Raw genomic sequence first — 17,523 nt, 5'->3', positions numbered from 1 at the left:
AAGAGAATGGCAATAAAAGATATTATCTCGCTATTGGTGTTAGCAGGTATTTGGGGCGGGTCGTTTATCTTTATGCGCGTGGCCGCGCCAGAATTTGGCATTTATGTATTAGTGGCCATTCGAACGTTACTGGCAACGGCAGTGCTACTTCCCCTTTTGATGTTACGTGGTTCGGTGAAAGAGATTAAACATCACTGGCTGGCCATTGCCTTAGTAGGTATGGCGAACACGGCCATCCCCTTTGTGTTGTTCAATTACAGCAGTCTGCACCTAGAAGCCGGTGTAAACGCGATTTTAAACGCCACCGCGCCCATGTTCGGCGCTATTGTGGCATGGCTATGGCTTGATGACAGGCTCAGTAAGTCTGCTGTAGCTGGGCTTTTTGTGGGCTTCTTAGGCGTAACAGTGATTAGTCAGCAGAAGTTAGGAGAGGGAGCCGTAAGCTTTCTGCCTATTCTCACTGCGCTGCTTGCCACAACGGGGTATGGTATTGCTGCGTGTATGATGAAAAAGTGGCTGCAAGGGGTTAAACCTTTGGTTGTAGCAACAGGTAGTCAGGCTATGGCCAGCGTTATGTTGGCGCCGTTCGCGCTAGCCACTTTGCCCGATACTATGCCAAGCGCCAATGCGTGGGTCAACGCGGTAGCACTGGCCGTTGGCGGAACGGGAATCGCGTATATTCTGTACTTCAAGCTCATCGCCGATATAGGCCCAGCCAAAGCCATTACGGTGGCTTATTTGGTCCCGCTGTTTGGTATTATTTGGGGCGTACTATTTCTGCAAGAGCACTTGTCAATACAAACGATAGTTGGCGGCTTAATGATTCTATTTGGCGTGGCGTTAACCACAGGCGTTCTCAAACGAAAACGCCTTAAAGTTAAACCTGCTTGAGGGCTAGTCGATTAACTGCATTCTAACTAGGTTGCTGCCGTCGCGCTTTGCTTGGTAAAGCGCGTCTTCAGCATGGGCAGTCACCTCATGCATCGCTCTTGGCGAAGCCGTATATGAAATACCAATTGAGGCGGTAATCACCACATCTGGCAATTCTTGTAAAGGTGGTAGGGTGGCAATGCCATGGCGAAGGTTGTGTGCTATATCAAAAGCAACGTGAGGGCCCGTGTGTGGCAACAGAATAATGAACTCCGCGCTGCTCCACCTGCCTAACACGTCCTGCTCTCGCATCTGTTCAGCCAAGTAAGCCACAATTTTATCTAAAATATCATCACCAGCATTGCGCCCATGTGCATCAACGATATCGCTAAACTCATCCACGCTTATCAACATCACGCTTAATGACTTATGCTCAGCTAACAAGCTTTTATAAATAAGCTGCAGATTGTCTTTCTCTGGCAGTCGGTTGCTGTGGCGCACTACTAAGTCTGGCTGCATGTCTTTTCTAAAATAATAAAGTAAATTGTAGATGAGCAAGAACAGCGAGAAAACAACAACTAATAATGTGACTACACTGAAAATAAAGGCTTGAGAAATTTCAGCCTGACGGTCTTCCAAGGGACTTAAAAGAAACACTGTCCACCCAAATTGATTGAGTTTCACCTCGGCGATGAGGAAGTCTTTCTGGTCGATAGTAACCAGCTTATTGTTCAGTGCCTGTTCGTTTTGAATAGCTAACGGAAGGCTGGCATACCAAGGTAATTCAGATAAATTGGTAAAGTCTGAATACGAAGCAATAAGGCTGGGATCAGAGGACAACATGATATCTCCCTCACCATCGACAAATAAAAAGTCGTATCCGTACTCTTGCTTGTAAGTATCAAAAATTTCGATGAAGCTGCGCAGGCTTTTGCCTACACCAAAAAAGCCTAAGAATCGCCCGTCTTCATCGTGAATTTTAATATCAATATAGAAATGCGTGTCTTCCCACTTACCTATATCTGCAACAGCATCGGCGGGGTAGTCACGATATTTGAAGTACCAGCTAACTTCACCTTCTATTAAGTTGATGATGCTGCCGTCGGAGTTGTATTGCTTTCTATCCGTTTCACTGGCAATGAAAAACGACAAACTAAACTCATTTTCCAGACGTTCGAGGGTTTTGAAGACCGCTTGCTGGTCTATGGTTTCGCCGTCTAGCAAGTCTACGAGTTCAGTGGAATGACCTAACGCTTCTGAAATGTGTAATGGTTTTAGCAGTTGCTCTACAATCAGTGATATTGCAGGCGAAAGTGACTGTTGTTGCGCGCGACTTTGCTCGGCAACAATTTTTGAAATACTGAAGTGAACAAGCGTTACGATTGCGATAACCACTACCGCAAATAACACTAATATACTTCTATGTAGTGTACGAAATGTGTTCACAGACTGCGCATGCTCCCTTGCCTGACTGAACCTAACTCAAGTTGCAAGTATACCTGTTGCAAATATGAACTACTAGGTGGTTCACCTTAACTTTATACTAAATAACAAGGTGAAGATCGCAGCACAACACCATAAGGGCCACGTTAGTTGTAAATCAGTCGCTGACAACGTGTTGGGGCTTGGTTACACTAGGCGTCGATTTTCATTCTCTTTGCGAAATAAAGGAATTATATGGCTTTTTCAGTGGTTGTTTTAGCGGCGGGTAAAGGTACCCGTATGAAGTCTTCGTTACCTAAGGTATTACATAAAGTGGGCGGTGTACCTATGGTGCAGCGAATCATTAATACCGTGAGATCGCTTGGCGCTGACAACATTCATTTAGTGTACGGTCACGGAGGCGACCAGCTAAAAGCAACGGTAGTTGAAGAGAACCTAAACTGGTGCTTGCAGGCCGAACAGTTAGGCACAGGTCACGCGGTACAACAGGCTGCGCCACATATTAATGATGACGAAGACGTATTGATTCTGGTAGGCGATGCGCCACTTATTCGCGAAGACACCTTAAGTGCACTAAAAGCGGTAAAAGAAAGCTGCGATTTAGCGTTGCTTACGGTGAACCTAGATGACCCAACAGGAATGGGCCGCATTATTCGTGAAAACGATAATATTACCGCTATTGTCGAGCATAAAGATGCCACAGAGGCGCAGCGCGCCATTAAAGAAATTAATACCGGCATGATGATGATGTCCGGTGCGGACCTTAAGCGCTGGTTGGGCGAATTAAGTAATGATAATGCACAAGGTGAGTACTATCTTACTGACGTTATTGCTATGGCTGCATCTGAAGGTAAACGCATTCAGTCTGCTCAGCCTCAATCTGCAGTTGAAGTGGAAGGGGTTAATAACCGATTACAACTTGCTAATTTGGAACGCGCCCTTCAAAACCGTCAAGCTGACGAGCTAATGACAAATGGTGTAACGTTACTCGACCCTTCGCGATTCGACTTACGCGGTACCCTTCAAACAGGTAATGATGTGATTATCGACGTAAATGTGATTGTTGAAGGAGACGTTACCCTTGGCAATAACGTAGAGATTGGCGCTAACTGTATTTTACGTAACTGTACAATTGCCGACAATGCGGTTATCGAAGCCAATTCAATTATTGAAGAAGCCCGTGTAGGCGAAGCGTGTACAGTAGGCCCATACGCAAGACTTCGCCCGGGCGCGGTAATGCAGAAAAATGCCAAAGTGGGCAACTTTGTAGAAATGAAAAAAGCGGTATTAGGTGAAGGTGCAAAAGCCAACCATCTAACTTATTTAGGTGATGCAGAAGTTGGCGCTAAAGCCAATATCGGTGCAGGTACGATTACGTGCAATTACGACGGCGTGAACAAATCCAAAACAGTGATAGGTGAAAATGCCTTCATTGGCTCTAACTCATCGCTTGTTGCGCCGGTAAATATAGGTAAAGGTGCCACAGTCGGTGCGGGTTCTGTCATCACCTCTACGGTAGATGAAGCCGCTCTTGCGGTTGCCCGTGGTAAACAGCGCAATATTCCAAACTGGCCACGACCTACCAAAAAATAAGGCACGTTGTCGTATCCACACAGAGTATTAGCTAATTAAGGGTTCGGGCTAGCAAACACGGTTTGTGCGTTGCTGGCCCTAATACCGTCATACAAACCACTATCACGGGTGCCGCGTTAAGGTGCTGCCCCCTTCTAATAATGAACCTTCTTCGTTTCTCATCATCTTTTATAACTGATAGTGTGTATTTACTTACTTCAAAATAATCTTTATACAAGGAGCTGTAATGATATCTACATTACTCGTTGGTTTTGGATTTTCAGCCACCACTTTCCATTTACCGTTCCTCAACTATCTGCCGCAGTTCTCAGTCGATGTGGTTATTTCCTCAAAGCCCGACACGGTAAAAGCGCTTTTGCCTCATGCAGAAGTGTATAGTTCACTAGAAGAAGCGCTTAAAATTCACGATGTAGATTTGGTGGTCATTACCACTCCGAATCACCTGCATGCACCGCAGGCTGAGCTTGCACTTGTCCATAACTGTCATGTGTTAGTCGAAAAGCCTTTCACATTAAGTAGCAGTGACGCTGAAGCGTTAGTCGCTCTTGCAAAAACAAAAGAAAAACAGCTTTGCGTTTATCACAATAGGCGCTTTGACGGTGACTTTCTTACCATTAAGCAGTTAATTCACGATGGAAAGCTTGGTGACATTAAGCGGTTGGAGAGTCGGTTTGACCGATTTCGCCCGATGCCTCGCGACAGATGGCGTGAAAATGCAGGGCCGGGCAGCGGGATCTTTTGGGATTTAGGCCCGCACCTTATAGATCAAGCATTACAGCTTTTCGGCGAGCCTGAAAAAGTGTCGGCCAATATTTTAGCATTGCGCGAAAACGGGCAGTCAGACGACACGTTTGACATAACGCTTCACTACAGCGATAAAGTCGTAAAGCTTGGCAGCTCAGCTTTTCAGGCTGGCGTAACCCTGCGTTACGACTTGCAAGGCACAAAAGGCAGCTTTCGAAAATTCTATTTAGACCCCCAAGAAGATCAGCTCCGTGCAGGGTTGTCTTTTGATGATGAAAACTGGGCGAAAACAAAAGAAGAACAGCATGGTGTTCTTGTCGTTGCAAACCATAGCGGTGCGCTAGAGGAAGAAACCTTTGAAACTTTTAAAGGTGAATACCTGACGTTCTTTAACCGTCTTGCCCATACTATTGAAGACGGTAACTTTTCGCCTGCCGACGCCAGCACGGTGATCCCTGTTATTAAGATCATTGAATTAGCAATGAACGCCAATGAGCAAAATAAGGCGTTGCCGTTTAATTAAACAATTCTCTTGATCGAAGTTTCAATTTAACTTACGATGCTTTCACTTTAAAATTCATAACTTTCGTTTTGAAAGTTATGAGTGATATTGCGGTTAGTTTTTATCGTTGGGTTGCGTGCTTGTGTAACTACTTGATAAGCAGCCCGCAAAAGCATCGAGGTATCGTTGAAAAGTAGCAAACCAGTTGAGCAGCGCCGCCAGCAAATTGTGGCGTGGGTGAAAGAGCAAGGTCAATCTCAAGTTGAAGATTTGGCCGTGCGTTTTGCTACCTCTGAAGTCACCATCAGAAAAGACCTTGCAGCACTTTCACAGCAAGGCTTGCTCATTCGTCAGTTTGGTGGCGCAGTGCCTGTACCAGCTACTGCCTCTCATTCTGGCACTGCTCAACTTAGTATCAACGAAGCCAATGTAAATCACGCTATCAGCCCGGCAATAAATGCCATAGGAAAGTGCGCAGCAAGCTTGATTAAGCCGGAGAGCAAGTTAGTGATAGATTGCGGCTCTACTACTGCATCAGTTTTGCCCCACCTAGCGCAAGTCGACGATTTAGTGGTCATGACCAACACCCTGTCGACGGCCAATTATCTTACCCAAAGCGAGAAAGAACCCACCGTATTAATGGTAGGTGGCACGTGGGATACGCAGTCACAGTCATTTCAGGGCGCCATGGCCGAACAGCTGGTGAGCGCCTATAGTTTTGATATTGCGTTCATTGGCGCAGCGGGTATAGACGTAAACCGAGGGACCACTACTTTTAACGAGCTTATTGGCGTGACGCGAGCTATGGCAGCGGCGGCCGGTAAGGTTGTGGTATTAGCCAGTTCAAAAAAACTACGCACAAAATGCCGAATCTTGAACTGAGCTGGAAAAGCATTTCTGTTTTGATCACTGATGAAGGCATTAGCGATGAAGACAAACTTAATATTGAAAATCAGGGCGTGACAGTCATCGTTGCCGTGCCCGCTGGAGAGTAATTATGTGTGGAATTGTTGGCGCTGTTGCCGAACGTAATGTCGTTGAGATCCTTCTTGAAGGACTAAAAAGGCTGGAGTATCGCGGCTACGATTCAGCCGGTGTAGCTTTACTTAAAAACGACGGCACGCTCACCCGTATTCGCCGCACGGGCAAAGTGCAAGAGTTAGCCGATGCCGTTGCAGAAGGCGAAGCCTTGGGAACTACAGGTATTGCACATACCCGTTGGGCAACTCACGGCGGTGTGACAGAAGCGAACGCTCACCCTCATTTCTCAACCGAGCGCGTAGCCGTGGTTCACAACGGTATTATTGAAAACTACGTGAACTTAAAAGGGCAGCTTAAAGAGCAAGGCTACACCTTTACCAGCGACACCGATACCGAGACCATTGCGCACACCGTGCATGAAGAGCTTAAGTCGGGCAAAGCCCTGCTTGATGCAGTACAAAGCGCGGTAAAAACTTTTCACGGTGCTTATGGCACAGTGATTATGGATAAAGAAGATCCAAGTCGCGTGGTGGTAGCGCGTTCAGGCAGCCCGCTCGTTATTGGTTTAGGGCTTGGCGAAAACTTTATTGCGTCAGACCAAATGGCGCTATTGCCGGTTACCCGCCGCTTTATCTTTTTAGAAGAGGGTGATGTAGCCGAAATTACCCGTCGCGACGTAAAGATTTTCGATAAAGACGGCAATGCTGTTGAGCGTGAAGTGGTTGAGTCAAACGTAGAACATGACGCTGGTGACAAAGCGGGCTACCGCCACTACATGCTCAAAGAAATTCACGAACAGCCAACGGTTGTGCGCAACGCCTTAAAAGATCGTATTGATGAAAACGGCCTTACCGCGGATGTATTTGGCAAAGGCGCTGATGAGATTTTCAAAAAGGTAAAGCACGTACAAATTATTGCCTGTGGTACAAGTTATCACGCAGGGATGACGGCACGCTATTGGTTAGAGCAGTACGCTAATGTGTCGTGTAACGTGGAAATTGCCTCTGAGTTTCGCTACCGCAAGTCTGTAGTGCATCCAAATAGCTTGCTTATCACCATTTCTCAATCGGGCGAGACTGCCGATACGTTAGCCGCACTGCGCTTGGCGAAAGAGCTTGGTTATATGTCGAGCCTCACCATTTGCAACGTACAAGGCTCGTCGCTGGTTCGCGAATCTGACCTTGCTTTTATGACCCGCGCGGGTGCGGAAATAGGCGTTGCGTCTACCAAAGCCTTTACCACACAGCTTGCTGCTTTCTTAATGCTGACACTGGCGTTAGGCAAAGAGAATGGGATGTCAGATACCGATACCAACGCCATTGTTTCAGCGCTTCACAGCCTGCCGGCGAAGCTAGAAGAAACACTGGCAATTACTGGCGGTATTGAAGATTTAGCCGAAGAATTTGCTGATAAAAATCACAGCTTATTCTTAGGTCGTGGCGACCAATACCCCATTGCCATGGAAGGCGCGCTTAAGCTTAAAGAAATTTCTTACATTCACGCAGAAGCTTATGCCTCAGGTGAGTTGAAACACGGCCCGCTTGCGCTTATCGATGATGAAATGCCGGTTATTGTGGTGGCGCCGAACAACGAATTACTAGAAAAGCTTAAATCTAACGTTGAAGAAGTGCGCGCCCGTGGCGGTATCATGTATGTATTTGCTGATAAAGATGCAGCCTTTGCAGGTGATGAAACCATGCGTGTTATTGATGTGCCACACTGCGAGGCGCCAATTGCACCTATCATCTACACCTTGCCGCTACAGTTATTGAGTTACTACGTAGCGTTAATTAAAGGTACGGATGTTGACCAACCACGTAACTTGGCGAAGTCGGTTACGGTGGAATAACTCAACGCTATTAAAGCAACTCTATTGTTAGAGCATATTATATTTGGTACTAGACATATTATATTTGGTAACAAATAAAAATTTAGCATTAAATTAGGTAATTAAAGTAGATTAGTTTATGCCCTATGCCATAGATGGCATAGGGCGTAGGCGATGAAGAAACTGCAATGGCTGACAAGAGAAGAAATCGATAAGCGCTTCACAAGCGGCAGAGGAATGGGCCGTAAAAGCGAATATCAGCCATGGATTTACATTCAAGAAATATCCAGTGATGGCACGAGTTATCGTGCCTTATCTCACCGCACCGGCAGAGTAGTTCACTTGCTTTCCAAGCTAGAATACCTTGCTTTTTCACTCTACGACTGGAATGAGTCAATTTATGACATTCGAGAGCAGTATCCGTTTGCTCTAGAAACCACTCTGGAAGTAGCCGACAAAGCGGGCATAAAACATCCGCAAAAAGGCAATAAATATCACGTATTCACCAACTGATTTGTTATTAGACTTTGATGGGTTAGAGAGCAATCAAATCGCGATTCAGTTCAAATACAATGATGAGCTGATGGATAAAAATGTTATTGCTAAGCTCGAAATAGAGAGGCGAAGTTGTCTGGCCAAAGGAATGCAGTGGAAGTTAATTACTGAACTCGACATACCTCATGTTCAACAAGCCAATATTGATTGGATACTGGGAGGAAAAGACCTTCACATTGGCGAATCTATTCAAATGCAAGTTTATGATCTTTGGGAAGAGATAAAGCGCTTCCCTGACATTAAGCTCTCTAAAGCATGCTCAGATTATGATAAGCGTCATGGCCTACCGTTAGGTGAAGCATTAAAATTAGCTCGAAACGCCTTTAGCTATCGATTGCTGGCGTTTGATATCCATAAGCCCTATCAATATCTTATCTGCTCTGACATCCATAGCTTGTCCTTCGGGTTCGATAGCGGAGATTTATATGCTGTTGGTTAATAGCGTTGTGCATGAAAACGGACAATTTTATAGGGTGTTAGCCATCACACCGGAACACGCTATTTGGATTGATATATACAAACGACTTGCTGATCCTATTGAATTTGACCTAGGCGCAATAACCGAAGCTATTCAAAGCAAACACACACAAGTCGTCAGTGATCCATTCATCGATGAATCGCTAAAACACCCCACCGAAGCTCAAAAAAAACGGTTAGAAGAAAACTGGTCAGTTATGCAAAAAGTTGCTGATAATCCTTATCGGCTCTTCAAACATGGATGGCTTCGACTCTACGAGGAAGTTATCGATCAGAATAATCCTGAGTTTTCCAAAAAACACTTTTACAAGCTTCTGCGTCAATTTTTACAGCGTTGCCAGAACAAAAATGCTCTAAGGCCTGATTTCCATAAGCAGGGAGCGCCAAAGCAACCGAGAAACATTGCTAATAAAAAAAGTAGGCAGACCGCGTATCACGACTGTTGGCACAGGCATCCCAATTACGGATGAGATTAAACAATTGTTTAGGGAGGCAATTGATAAATATTATTTGAATTCCATGAGAATGCCGTGGACAAAAGTTCATGACCTAGTGCTACTTAAATTTAGGAAGCAATATCCCACTATTACACGACAAGATTCACCAACTGTTACGCAGCTAAAACACTTGTTTAATATGGAATACAAGGCCATTAAAACCGCACAAGCGCGTAACACAGCAATAGCGTTCGAAAAGGACGTGAGGCAACTTACTAGCACAGCGACTGCTCAAGTGCTTGGACCCGGAGATAGGTTTGAGTTTGACGCCACCATCATTGATCTTTATTTGGTCAGTGAAAAAGACCCATCAAAAATTATTGGTCGCCCCACGCTTCTCATTGTAATCGATGTTTTTTCTCGTTTAACGGCAGGTTACTATCTGACATTTGAACCACCATCTTATGTTTTAGCCATGATGTCATTGGCAAACTGTTTAGAAAATAAAGTAGACGTTTGTAGGCGTTTAGGCATTTCAATCGAGTTTGAAGATTGGCCAGCGCTAGGTCTTCCGACGGCAGTATTAGCGGATAAAGGAGAGCTTCTTACCCACCAAGCAGATTCTTTAGTCAACGTTTTTAACACCCGTATAGAAAACGCAAAAGCTCGCCGAGGTGACGCTAAAGGCATTGTTGAACAGAGATTTAGAACCTTACAGGCTGAATTTAAACCTTATGCCCCCGGCGTTGTGACAACAGAAACAGTTAAAAAAACGAGGGGTAAGGATTATCGCCTAGATGCGAAATTGTCTCTGCGACAAATGGAAGAGATCATTGCCTTACTTATATACAAGCATAATTTAAAAGGGATGAAAAAATATGATGCTGATGAAGGAATTCCCGATGACCTGCCCTACACCCCAAAGGACTTGTGGCAATGGGGAATAACGAATAGGTCTGGTGCCCTAAAATCATATGACGTGGAAAAGTTTAAGGTGCTAACTTTACCGAGAAATACCGCGACGGTTTCAAATGAAGGAATAAAGTATCAGTCTCTGACTTATAGTTGTTCAGAGGCTTTCGAAAAAGGATGGTTTATTCGAGACAAGCATCGAACCAGACCACAGAAAGTCGAAATAGGATTTGACCCAAGGAGCACGAATAAAATTTATGTGTTCCCACTGGGGCAGACTTCTCAGTATTGGATCGCGCAGTTGACCGACCGGAGCCGTACGTATAAAGATATGACGTTTTATGAAGCAAAGCTTTCTATGCAAGTAAGTAAACTAGCGAACAGTGAGGCTGCCAATGCCAATAAAGACAAACAGCTCTCTGCTGACGAAGAAATTCAAAAGCGCATGGAGTCAGCAGAAAAGCATGCCAAAACTGGCAGTAAATCTGCGTCGAATAGTGCTCGTATTAAATCTATAAAAACTAATAAAAAGGAAGCTATAGCTCAAGAGCGCAAGGAACGTGCTGTCGGCAGCAACCCTGATAATGACCCTAAAACACCACCAAATAATGTTCAACCGATGAAAAGACAGGAAGATTTCTCTCACCCTGATATTCCAGATGATATTTATGGAGACGAAGATTGAAAACGCCTTATGTAGCGGTTACAGCAAATTATATTGATCCGGGGCTAGAAGAGTATCGTGGCAATCCGCTTATTGAAGCTTTGCCTAAGATTTACGAGGACGATCTTGTATTAGCAAAGACTTTGGCATCCCGCCCAACACATAGTGAGGGTGACTTAAAGCTACATCCTAAATTGCGTATGCACGCGTTAGGGCGGTTACTTGATGGTGACTTTTTTCATCCATTGCCAAACCACCTAAACCTCGAAAAAAAGTTGTCTCTGATGATTCGTAGCGGCTACGTTAAACGAAACCCTGCAAAACATTACGACAAACAATTGATGCAAGAAAACTATTTAAAATCTCAAGGAAAAGAAGAGAGAATTCAAGTATTCCCGACCACAGATCGATCAGTTCAGAGTACGACGTTAATTGGCTGCTCTGGCAGTGGCAAAACTACGGCGGTAAGGAAAGTTTTATCAACATACCCTCAATTAATTGAGCACCCTGACTACAATATGCATCAACAACTCGTCTACGTGGTTGTTGAATGTCCCTATAACGGCGATTTAGCGAGTCTATGTAAGAATTTCTTTCACTCGATTGACGAGGTGCTCAATACTAAGTATCACCGACGCTATGGTTATGAGATTCGAGTAGGCGAAAAAACTTTATTGCAAGCAATGAAACAGATAGTGATAGACCATTCGCTGGGTTTACTTGTGATAGACGAGATTCAGCACCTGCAAGATACCAAAGACAAACGTGATGAACTGTTAAACTTTTTTACTGAATTGACTAATACCATCGGTGTTCCAGTACTTATCGTCGGAACTCCAAAAGCCTCGGGTATTTCGAAGGATTTGCGTGGCGCTAGGAGGGAAATTGGTTTTGGTAGTATGAACTGGGGAATATCCAAAACTGAAAGCGATATGAAGCAATGGCGGAGCTTTGCTATGCGACTATGGCGTTTTCAATGGGTTAAGAAGCGAACCCAAACGCCGGATAGCGATCTGCTTGAACACTTATTCGTACTGTCGCAGGGCATTATTGACATCACACTTAAGCTGTTTGTGATTGCACAGATAAGAGCAATTGTTACAAAAGCTGAAGAAATCACTATTCCATTGCTTGATACCGTTTATGCGGAAGAAATGAAAAGCGTACACCCTATGCTAGACGCTTTACGCTCTGGTAACGAGAAGGAAATCCTGAAGTATTCTGACCTTTTGATACCTACGGTTGATATTGAGGATGTTGTGAAAAACATGCCGCAATATGTTGAGGAACTTGATATCTCAGAGCAGAGGGAGCCTGAAGAAAATGGGCTGAAATCATTATTAGAGTTTTTCAAACTCGACTACAAGGAGCATGTCAGTGAAATTGCGCTTTTAAAAGATGAGTACCCGGACATCGACAATGTCAGCCTTGTAAGAAAGTTAATTGCTGAAGTTGATGCAAGCAAAGTAAGTTTAAAATCGGTTCAGAAAAAAGAGCAAAAACCAAAGACTAACGTCGTCCCTTACGGGAAATGGTCGAAGCTTGATCATGACGATCTACGATATATTCGTTCCCAGTCCAATACTGAGTCCGAGATGCACTCGAATCTTGTCAAGGCTGGCTTAATAGCTTCCCTAGACTAGCTTCACTTGCATAAGTTTGATTTTGGCTATGAGAGCTACCTATACTGGAAATGTCTGATTGGTTTTTTCTTTTATAATACGTCACCTCTTTTCTTTCTCATGAATCAACACTATCTTTTATGTTGAAGTTATTTGGTAAGGCATGAGAATGGACGTATGAGCTTCTGGCAACTCTCGAAATTAGTCAGCTTTTAGCTTCTTATTCAAAGGAGGTTATCATGGATAAACTTGATGTTCTTCGACTTGCTGAAAGGGTCGCCCAAGAATCGGCATCGGGTTCTATTGCGGCCGAACTTTTGAGTAATGGAAATGATTTGTATGAGCCTAGTCAGACAAGTAAGAAACTCAGGCGAATTACACCCAATGGTGAAATCTCCGAAGGCTATCTTAAGGAAAACCGATTCGTCGTCGAAAAAATCTTTACCGCTTAACGCGATAGTTGAGTTTTTTGCGCAAATGGCTAACACTCTCCTCAGATGTACTAGTGTGATCAGGAAGGGAAATTATCAGTCTAATTACCGAGCGAGTTTGTCGCATGAAACTTAGCAGTTACTGTTATTATCCGCCATGAATCAATGAAAACTTGCTTTAAAGTATGACTTAATGCCACTTTTTGCTTAATGAAGATAGACTCAGACTATGCGGGGCAATTAATGTACACAATAAGTAAACTTGCGAAAGAAGCAAATGTAGGTGTAGAAACCATTCGTTTCTATGAAAGGAAGGCCTTATTGGAACAACCGATAAAACCATTGCAAGGATACAGGCAATATACACAGCAGGCACTTACCAGAGTGTTATTTATAAAGCGTGCTCAGTATTTAGGTTTTACATTGGCTGAAATATCATCACTATTAGTCTTGAGTACCAGCAGCTGTGACGACGTCCAGTCCCTCGCTGAGCATAAACTGGATATTATTGAAGATAAGTTAAAAGATTTAAGTCGTCTTAAAGGCAGCCTTGAATCCCTCGTATCAGACTGTAAAAACAACCCGAAAAACAAAATCTGCCCCATCATTCAGTCACTCCAGCCGTAAAATAACACTACCACTTGACTCCGTACCTAGATACGGAGTGTATGCTTCAGATTGTTTAAAAAATTACGTCATAATATGGTAAAAAGTAGTCAACTATCTATCTTAGGCGGTCTTGTTGCCGCCATCGGTGCTAGTGCATGTTGTGCTGGGCCGCTGGTGCTTCTTTTAATGGGTATTAGCGGAACGTGGATCAGCCATCTAACGCTTTTAGACCCTTATCGCCCTATTTTTATTTTTGCCGTAGTAGTTTTATTTGGGTTTGCAGGGTGGCAAATCCATCGGCCCATAAACGACTGTGCAAAAAGTGAGTCATGTTCAATCTCTAAAGTAAGAGCGCGAAGAAAAGTAATTTTCTGGTCTACCGCGCTGTTGGCATTTCTTTTTGTCACCAGTAATTACTGGATTTTATGGCTAGTATAGCGACTATCACCTTAATTTTATCGGAGAAAAAAATGAAGAAAATTTTAATCACATCACTGTTGTTAATAAGCAGCACTGCAACATTCGCGAAAGATGTAACACTTACTTTAGAAGTGCCCTCAATGGATTGTGCTACATGCCCGATAACAGTAAAAAAAGCGCTTGAGCGTGTTGAAGGTGTAATGGAAGTGGATGTTACATTCGAAAATAAACTTGCTGTTGTAAAATTTGACGATGAAGTAACTAGCCCTGATGTACTAACGAAAGCGACAGAGAATGCTGGTTTCCCTACACGAGTAAAATCGTAACTTATTTTCGAATTGTTCTTTTTAACATACATGTGGAGCACCGCGCTTTGGCGAAAGTAGAGCTTTTATCGACAATTACATGTCCTCAATGCAATCATAGCCAGCAAGAGGAAATGTCAACCACTGCATGTCAATTTTTCTATGAATGCACTCACTGCAAAATAGTGTTGAAACCTCTTAGCGGAGACTGCTGTGTTTATTGCTCATATGGAACAGTTAAATGCCCCCCAATTCAAGAGGGTAGCGGTTGTTGCAGTTAGCAGATTAGCTGAGACTAATTATCCGTATTAGAAGAACACGCCTCTGCAATGCTATCTAACTGATGCAATACCCCGCACTCCTTAACCTTCTTATTATGATCACAAGCAGAACGAATGGAAACCAGTGTTTCTTGTAGTGATTTTAATTCAGCTATCCGATGTCCAATATCGTCAACATGCTTATCTATTGTGGTATTAACGTTTTCGCAGCTACTCTCTGGATTGGCTCGGGTTTCCAGTACTAACTTGATTTCCTTGATTGTCATATCTAGGGCGCGGCATTGCTTAATAAACAATAATTGTTTCAGTGCATCTTCAGAGTAGCTTCGATAATTCGATAGCGTTCTCTCAGGTGCAGCCAATAGTGATTTGCGCTCATAAAAACGAATTGTCTGAATACTTACTCCTGCTTTAGCCGCTAAAGCTCCAATTTTCATCTCAACTTACTCATTGCTTGACCCTATACCAAGTATAGAGTTTACACTTTTGTCATAAGTGAGCAAAGCGAGTGTTTTTATGAGTGGTTGTGGGTGCGAAATAGAGATAAAAGACCAAGAACAAAAGGCAGTTCTCTACTGGCTATTGGGCATCAATGCTGTGATGTTTATCATTGAAATGAGTGTAGGCTTTATCGCTGACTCAACAGCGCTTATTGCAGACTCCCTTGATATGCTGGCTGACGCAGTCGTTTACGGTGTTGGTATATATGCAGTAGGGAAAACAATTGTTCACAAAGCCAATGCTGCAAAGGTAAGTGGATATTTTCAATTGGCATTAGGTCTGTTAATTTTGTTTGACATAGCTCGTCGCGCAACCTTTGGAAGTGAGCCTGAATCTATGCTTATGATGAGCATGGGTTGTGTTGCACTTGTAGCCAACGTTATATGTTTGGCCATAATCAGGAAGCAAAAAAAATGGCGAGGTGCATATGCGAGCCAGTTGGATATTTTCTGCAAACGACGTCATCGCAAACATGGGAGTGATTTTAGCGGGTGCAATGGTTTATCTGTTTGATACTCGTTGGCCTGATTTGGTCATAGGTTTTATTGTTTCTATCGTTGTGTTACGCGGCGCAGTCTTAATTCTAAAAGATGCCAGACAGGAACTCCGTGAAAACAGCTCAAAGAAGGGAGAGATCGTATGAATTTCACTCAAGCAGCAAAGCCTTACATACTTCAAAAACTGAGCGCCGCGCATAAATCCTTCTCGACCAATGACAATGAAGCAGGATTTAAGGCCTTGGAGGATGCGCATGTTATCGGTCAGCACTCTACATACCACCACACACGAGTGCATTATGAGATGCTTAAGTTTGGAATAAAACGCCGCGACCTTAAAGAGGTATCTGGGCAAATTTTCAGAATGCTAGGTGCGCTCACTAAAACAGCAATTGGCTTGTTGCCTGAGGGCAATACTGGTGGGGCAAACGTGAGTCCATTCAAGCCAATGCCCATTTCGCCCGAAAATAAAGCCATACTGGAAAAAATTAGAAATGCACAGTCATAACCATTCACACTCGCATGGGAATTCAGCCGACGCGTCGAAACGTATCGGCTGGGCGTTTCTCTTGAATGTGGTGTTCACTGTTATTGAATTCATTGGTGGATGGCTTACCAACAGCACCGCTATTATGGCTGACGCAGTGCACGATTTGGGCGATAGTCTGTCAATTGGTACAGCGTGGGGATTAAATAAGCTTAGCGATAAAGATTCTAATCAAACATTCTCATACGGCTACAAACGGTTTTCCTTACTAGGTGCATTGATTAACGGTATTGTGCTGACGGTAGGCTCCATTTGGATATTGTTTGAAGCGATACCTCGTTTGGCTGAGCCTGAAATGCCCCAAGTTGAAGGGATGGTTTTATTGTCTATCTTTGGGATGGCAGTAAACGGCTTTGCGGCTTACAAACTGAGTGAGGGAGACTCATTAAATGAGCGAGTCCTCAACTGGCATTTGCTGGAAGACGTGCTTGGTTGGGTAGCAGTATTTATCGTGTCCATCGTCTTAATGTTTAAGCCTTGGCCTATTTTAGATCCAATCTTATCCATTGGCTTTACTTTGTTCATCCTTTTCAATGTGTTTCGCAATCTCAAAGAAACCCTAATGCTGTTTTTGCAAGCAACGCCCGATGAAGAACAGCTTTCAAAGATTCGAAGCGATTTACTGGCAAACGATAAGGTAAGTGATCTTCATCATTTTCATATTTGGTCTCTAGACGGTGAGCGTAACGTAATGACGGTCCATCTTGTTCTTGATGGAGATGTCAGTCTTGAGCACATCCAGTCACTCAAAGAGAGCATACACAGTTCGTTAGAAAAATATATAAATTCGAACATACGACTGTTGAGCTGGAGTTTGCTAATGAACAATGTCGTGACGAAGTGAATTAGGCTTGGTAGACTTTCATACATGAAAAATCTAAAACGCTTAGGTTACATCGTGATCTCGCTGATACTCTTTCAGTCGTTTTCTGCTGTGGCGAATTCGTTAGATTTTCATGCAATAGACACTCAGCCCCTGTAACACGAGCATAAGCATTCAGAACACAAGCAAGAGCAGTCTGAGCTGTCTGCCAATGAAACCAGTGATAAAGTAAGTACAGAGCACCACAATCCTGCTGATTGCCACCATTGCGGCCACTGCCATGGCACACATGCACAATGGGTCAGTCAGAGTCATATCAACAGTCTGAAAACAGTGGTTTCAGTCCACAATTTCAACTATTTAGATGCGGTAATTGACGCACCTATTAACCGATTACTTCGCCCACCCAAAATTACGTCCTAGTACTTTTTTCGATAGTGCCGCGCCGATAATACTCGCGACGCTAAACATTGATAAATTA

At 43.7% G+C, this 17,523-nt stretch carries 17 protein-coding genes and 4 pseudogenes; 19 read left to right on the top strand and 2 right to left on the bottom strand.

Annotated features, from left to right (window positions below; genetic code table 11):
- Positions 1-6 precede the first annotated feature (6 nt).
- Complete coding sequence (locus ACX5J7_RS02485; protein ID WP_012520058.1) at positions 7-891, top strand: DMT family transporter; 885 nt, start codon at positions 7-9, stop codon at positions 889-891.
- A gap of 3 nt (positions 892-894) precedes the next feature.
- On the opposite strand, the gene ACX5J7_RS02480 is transcribed toward ACX5J7_RS02485, so the two are convergent.
- Positions 895-2,316 (bottom strand): sensor domain-containing diguanylate cyclase, encoded by a 1,422-nt coding sequence (locus ACX5J7_RS02480; protein WP_498705978.1) that lies wholly within the window; start codon positions 2,314-2,316, stop codon positions 895-897.
- A gap of 231 nt (positions 2,317-2,547) precedes the next feature.
- On the opposite strand from ACX5J7_RS02480, the gene glmU reads away from it, so the two are divergent.
- The 14 genes and pseudogenes from glmU (at position 2,548) to ACX5J7_RS02410 (ending at position 14,674) form a co-directional block, all read left to right on the top strand.
- Positions 2,548-3,906, top strand: a complete 1,359-nt coding sequence (glmU, locus tag ACX5J7_RS02475; RefSeq protein ID WP_012520056.1) for a bifunctional UDP-N-acetylglucosamine diphosphorylase/glucosamine-1-phosphate N-acetyltransferase GlmU — start codon at positions 2,548-2,550, stop codon at positions 3,904-3,906.
- A gap of 226 nt (positions 3,907-4,132) precedes the next feature.
- Positions 4,133-5,173, top strand: coding sequence for a Gfo/Idh/MocA family oxidoreductase (locus ACX5J7_RS02470; RefSeq protein ID WP_498705976.1), 1,041 nt, complete (start codon positions 4,133-4,135; stop codon positions 5,171-5,173).
- Between the two features lie 165 nt (positions 5,174-5,338).
- Positions 5,339-6,147: pseudogene (locus ACX5J7_RS02465) on the top strand (DeoR/GlpR family DNA-binding transcription regulator).
- A 2-nt stretch (positions 6,148-6,149) separates the two neighbouring features.
- Positions 6,150-7,982, top strand: coding sequence for a glutamine--fructose-6-phosphate transaminase (isomerizing) (glmS, locus tag ACX5J7_RS02460; RefSeq protein ID WP_015068408.1), 1,833 nt, complete (start codon positions 6,150-6,152; stop codon positions 7,980-7,982).
- A gap of 153 nt (positions 7,983-8,135) precedes the next feature.
- Positions 8,136-8,474 (top strand): PDDEXK family nuclease, encoded by a 339-nt coding sequence (locus tag ACX5J7_RS02455; RefSeq protein WP_474376605.1) that lies wholly within the window; start codon positions 8,136-8,138, stop codon positions 8,472-8,474.
- Position 8,475: 1 nt separating this feature from the next.
- A complete protein-coding gene (locus tag ACX5J7_RS02450) occupies positions 8,476-8,955 on the top strand; it encodes a TnsA endonuclease N-terminal domain-containing protein (RefSeq protein ID WP_498705971.1) in 480 nt (159 codons plus the stop codon).
- The gene (locus ACX5J7_RS02445) at positions 8,942-9,463 is read left to right on the top strand and encodes a hypothetical protein (protein ID WP_498705969.1); all 522 of its coding nucleotides are present in this window, start codon (positions 8,942-8,944) and stop codon (positions 9,461-9,463) included. Before ACX5J7_RS02450 ends, ACX5J7_RS02445 begins: the two co-directional genes overlap by 14 nt.
- The gene (locus ACX5J7_RS02440; RefSeq protein WP_498705968.1) at positions 9,396-11,027 is read left to right on the top strand and encodes a TnsB C-terminal domain-containing protein; all 1,632 of its coding nucleotides are present in this window, start codon (positions 9,396-9,398) and stop codon (positions 11,025-11,027) included. Before ACX5J7_RS02445 ends, ACX5J7_RS02440 begins: the two co-directional genes overlap by 68 nt.
- Positions 11,024-12,649: an ATP-binding protein gene (locus ACX5J7_RS02435; RefSeq protein WP_024017203.1), complete on the top strand. Its 1,626-nt coding sequence runs from the start codon at positions 11,024-11,026 to the stop codon at positions 12,647-12,649. Before ACX5J7_RS02440 ends, ACX5J7_RS02435 begins: the two co-directional genes overlap by 4 nt.
- A 218-nt stretch (positions 12,650-12,867) precedes the next feature.
- Entirely contained in the window at positions 12,868-13,080 is a 213-nt protein-coding gene (locus ACX5J7_RS02430; RefSeq protein ID WP_287149317.1) for a hypothetical protein, read from the top strand.
- Positions 13,081-13,302: 222 nt separating this feature from the next.
- Positions 13,303-13,686: a MerR family transcriptional regulator gene (locus ACX5J7_RS02425; protein ID WP_159120560.1), complete on the top strand. Its 384-nt coding sequence runs from the start codon at positions 13,303-13,305 to the stop codon at positions 13,684-13,686.
- A 75-nt stretch (positions 13,687-13,761) separates the two neighbouring features.
- Positions 13,762-14,106 carry a mercuric transporter MerT family protein gene (locus ACX5J7_RS02420; RefSeq protein WP_287149333.1) on the top strand — a complete coding sequence of 115 codons (345 nt, stop codon included), beginning with the start codon at positions 13,762-13,764 and terminating at the stop codon, positions 14,104-14,106.
- Between the two features lie 32 nt (positions 14,107-14,138).
- On the top strand, positions 14,139-14,414 hold the full coding sequence (merP, locus tag ACX5J7_RS02415) for a mercury resistance system periplasmic binding protein MerP (RefSeq protein WP_474376600.1): 276 nt from the start codon (positions 14,139-14,141) through the stop codon (positions 14,412-14,414).
- A 32-nt stretch (positions 14,415-14,446) separates the two neighbouring features.
- Positions 14,447-14,674: a GDCCVxC domain-containing (seleno)protein gene (locus tag ACX5J7_RS02410; RefSeq protein WP_498705966.1), complete on the top strand. Its 228-nt coding sequence runs from the start codon at positions 14,447-14,449 to the stop codon at positions 14,672-14,674.
- Positions 14,675-14,688: 14 nt separating this feature from the next.
- Here the strand turns inward: ACX5J7_RS02410 and ACX5J7_RS02405 are convergent, their stop codons facing one another.
- A complete protein-coding gene (locus tag ACX5J7_RS02405; protein ID WP_024017201.1) occupies positions 14,689-15,111 on the bottom strand; it encodes a Cd(II)/Pb(II)-responsive transcriptional regulator in 423 nt (140 codons plus the stop codon).
- A 79-nt stretch (positions 15,112-15,190) separates the two neighbouring features.
- Here ACX5J7_RS02405 and ACX5J7_RS02400 point away from each other — a divergent pair.
- The 4 genes and pseudogenes from ACX5J7_RS02400 to ACX5J7_RS02385 all read left to right on the top strand — a co-directional run bounded on the left by ACX5J7_RS02400 (position 15,191) and on the right by ACX5J7_RS02385 (position 17,465).
- Positions 15,191-15,818 (top strand): annotated as a pseudogene (locus ACX5J7_RS02400) (cation efflux transmembrane domain-containing protein).
- Positions 15,815-16,180 (top strand): DUF3703 domain-containing protein, encoded by a 366-nt coding sequence (locus ACX5J7_RS02395; protein ID WP_024017199.1) that lies wholly within the window; start codon positions 15,815-15,817, stop codon positions 16,178-16,180. Before ACX5J7_RS02400 ends, ACX5J7_RS02395 begins: the two are co-directional and overlap by 4 nt.
- Positions 16,167-17,068 (top strand): annotated as a pseudogene (locus tag ACX5J7_RS02390) (cation diffusion facilitator family transporter). The gene ACX5J7_RS02395 and the pseudogene ACX5J7_RS02390 overlap by 14 nt, the downstream one beginning before the upstream one ends.
- A 19-nt stretch (positions 17,069-17,087) precedes the next feature.
- Positions 17,088-17,465: pseudogene (locus ACX5J7_RS02385) on the top strand (hypothetical protein).
- Positions 17,466-17,523: the final 58 nt, after the last annotated feature.

Source organism: Alteromonas infernus, assembly GCF_902705815.1.
The sequence above is the reverse complement of the archived record's forward strand: the minus strand, read 5'-3'. Positions and strand labels throughout refer to the sequence as shown.

What these genes read in the sequence shown, in the direction of transcription:
- ACX5J7_RS02485 (WP_012520058.1), top strand. Translation starts at nt 7, where the DNA reads ATGGCAATAAAAGATATTATCTCGCTATTGGTGTTAGCAGGTATTTGG.
- glmU (WP_012520056.1), top strand. Translation starts at nt 2,548, where the DNA reads ATGGCTTTTTCAGTGGTTGTTTTAGCGGCGGGTAAAGGTACCCGTATG.
- ACX5J7_RS02470 (WP_498705976.1), top strand. Translation starts at nt 4,133, where the DNA reads ATGATATCTACATTACTCGTTGGTTTTGGATTTTCAGCCACCACTTTC.
- glmS (WP_015068408.1), top strand. Translation starts at nt 6,150, where the DNA reads ATGTGTGGAATTGTTGGCGCTGTTGCCGAACGTAATGTCGTTGAGATC.
- ACX5J7_RS02455 (WP_474376605.1), top strand. Translation starts at nt 8,136, where the DNA reads ATGAAGAAACTGCAATGGCTGACAAGAGAAGAAATCGATAAGCGCTTC.
- ACX5J7_RS02445 (WP_498705969.1), top strand. Translation starts at nt 8,942, where the DNA reads ATGCTGTTGGTTAATAGCGTTGTGCATGAAAACGGACAATTTTATAGG.
- ACX5J7_RS02430 (WP_287149317.1), top strand. Translation starts at nt 12,868, where the DNA reads ATGGATAAACTTGATGTTCTTCGACTTGCTGAAAGGGTCGCCCAAGAA.
- ACX5J7_RS02425 (WP_159120560.1), top strand. Translation starts at nt 13,303, where the DNA reads ATGTACACAATAAGTAAACTTGCGAAAGAAGCAAATGTAGGTGTAGAA.
- ACX5J7_RS02420 (WP_287149333.1), top strand. Translation starts at nt 13,762, where the DNA reads ATGGTAAAAAGTAGTCAACTATCTATCTTAGGCGGTCTTGTTGCCGCC.
- merP (WP_474376600.1), top strand. Translation starts at nt 14,139, where the DNA reads ATGAAGAAAATTTTAATCACATCACTGTTGTTAATAAGCAGCACTGCA.
- ACX5J7_RS02405 (WP_024017201.1), bottom strand. Translation starts at nt 15,111, where the DNA reads ATGAAAATTGGAGCTTTAGCGGCTAAAGCAGGAGTAAGTATTCAGACA.
- ACX5J7_RS02395 (WP_024017199.1), top strand. Translation starts at nt 15,815, where the DNA reads ATGAATTTCACTCAAGCAGCAAAGCCTTACATACTTCAAAAACTGAGC.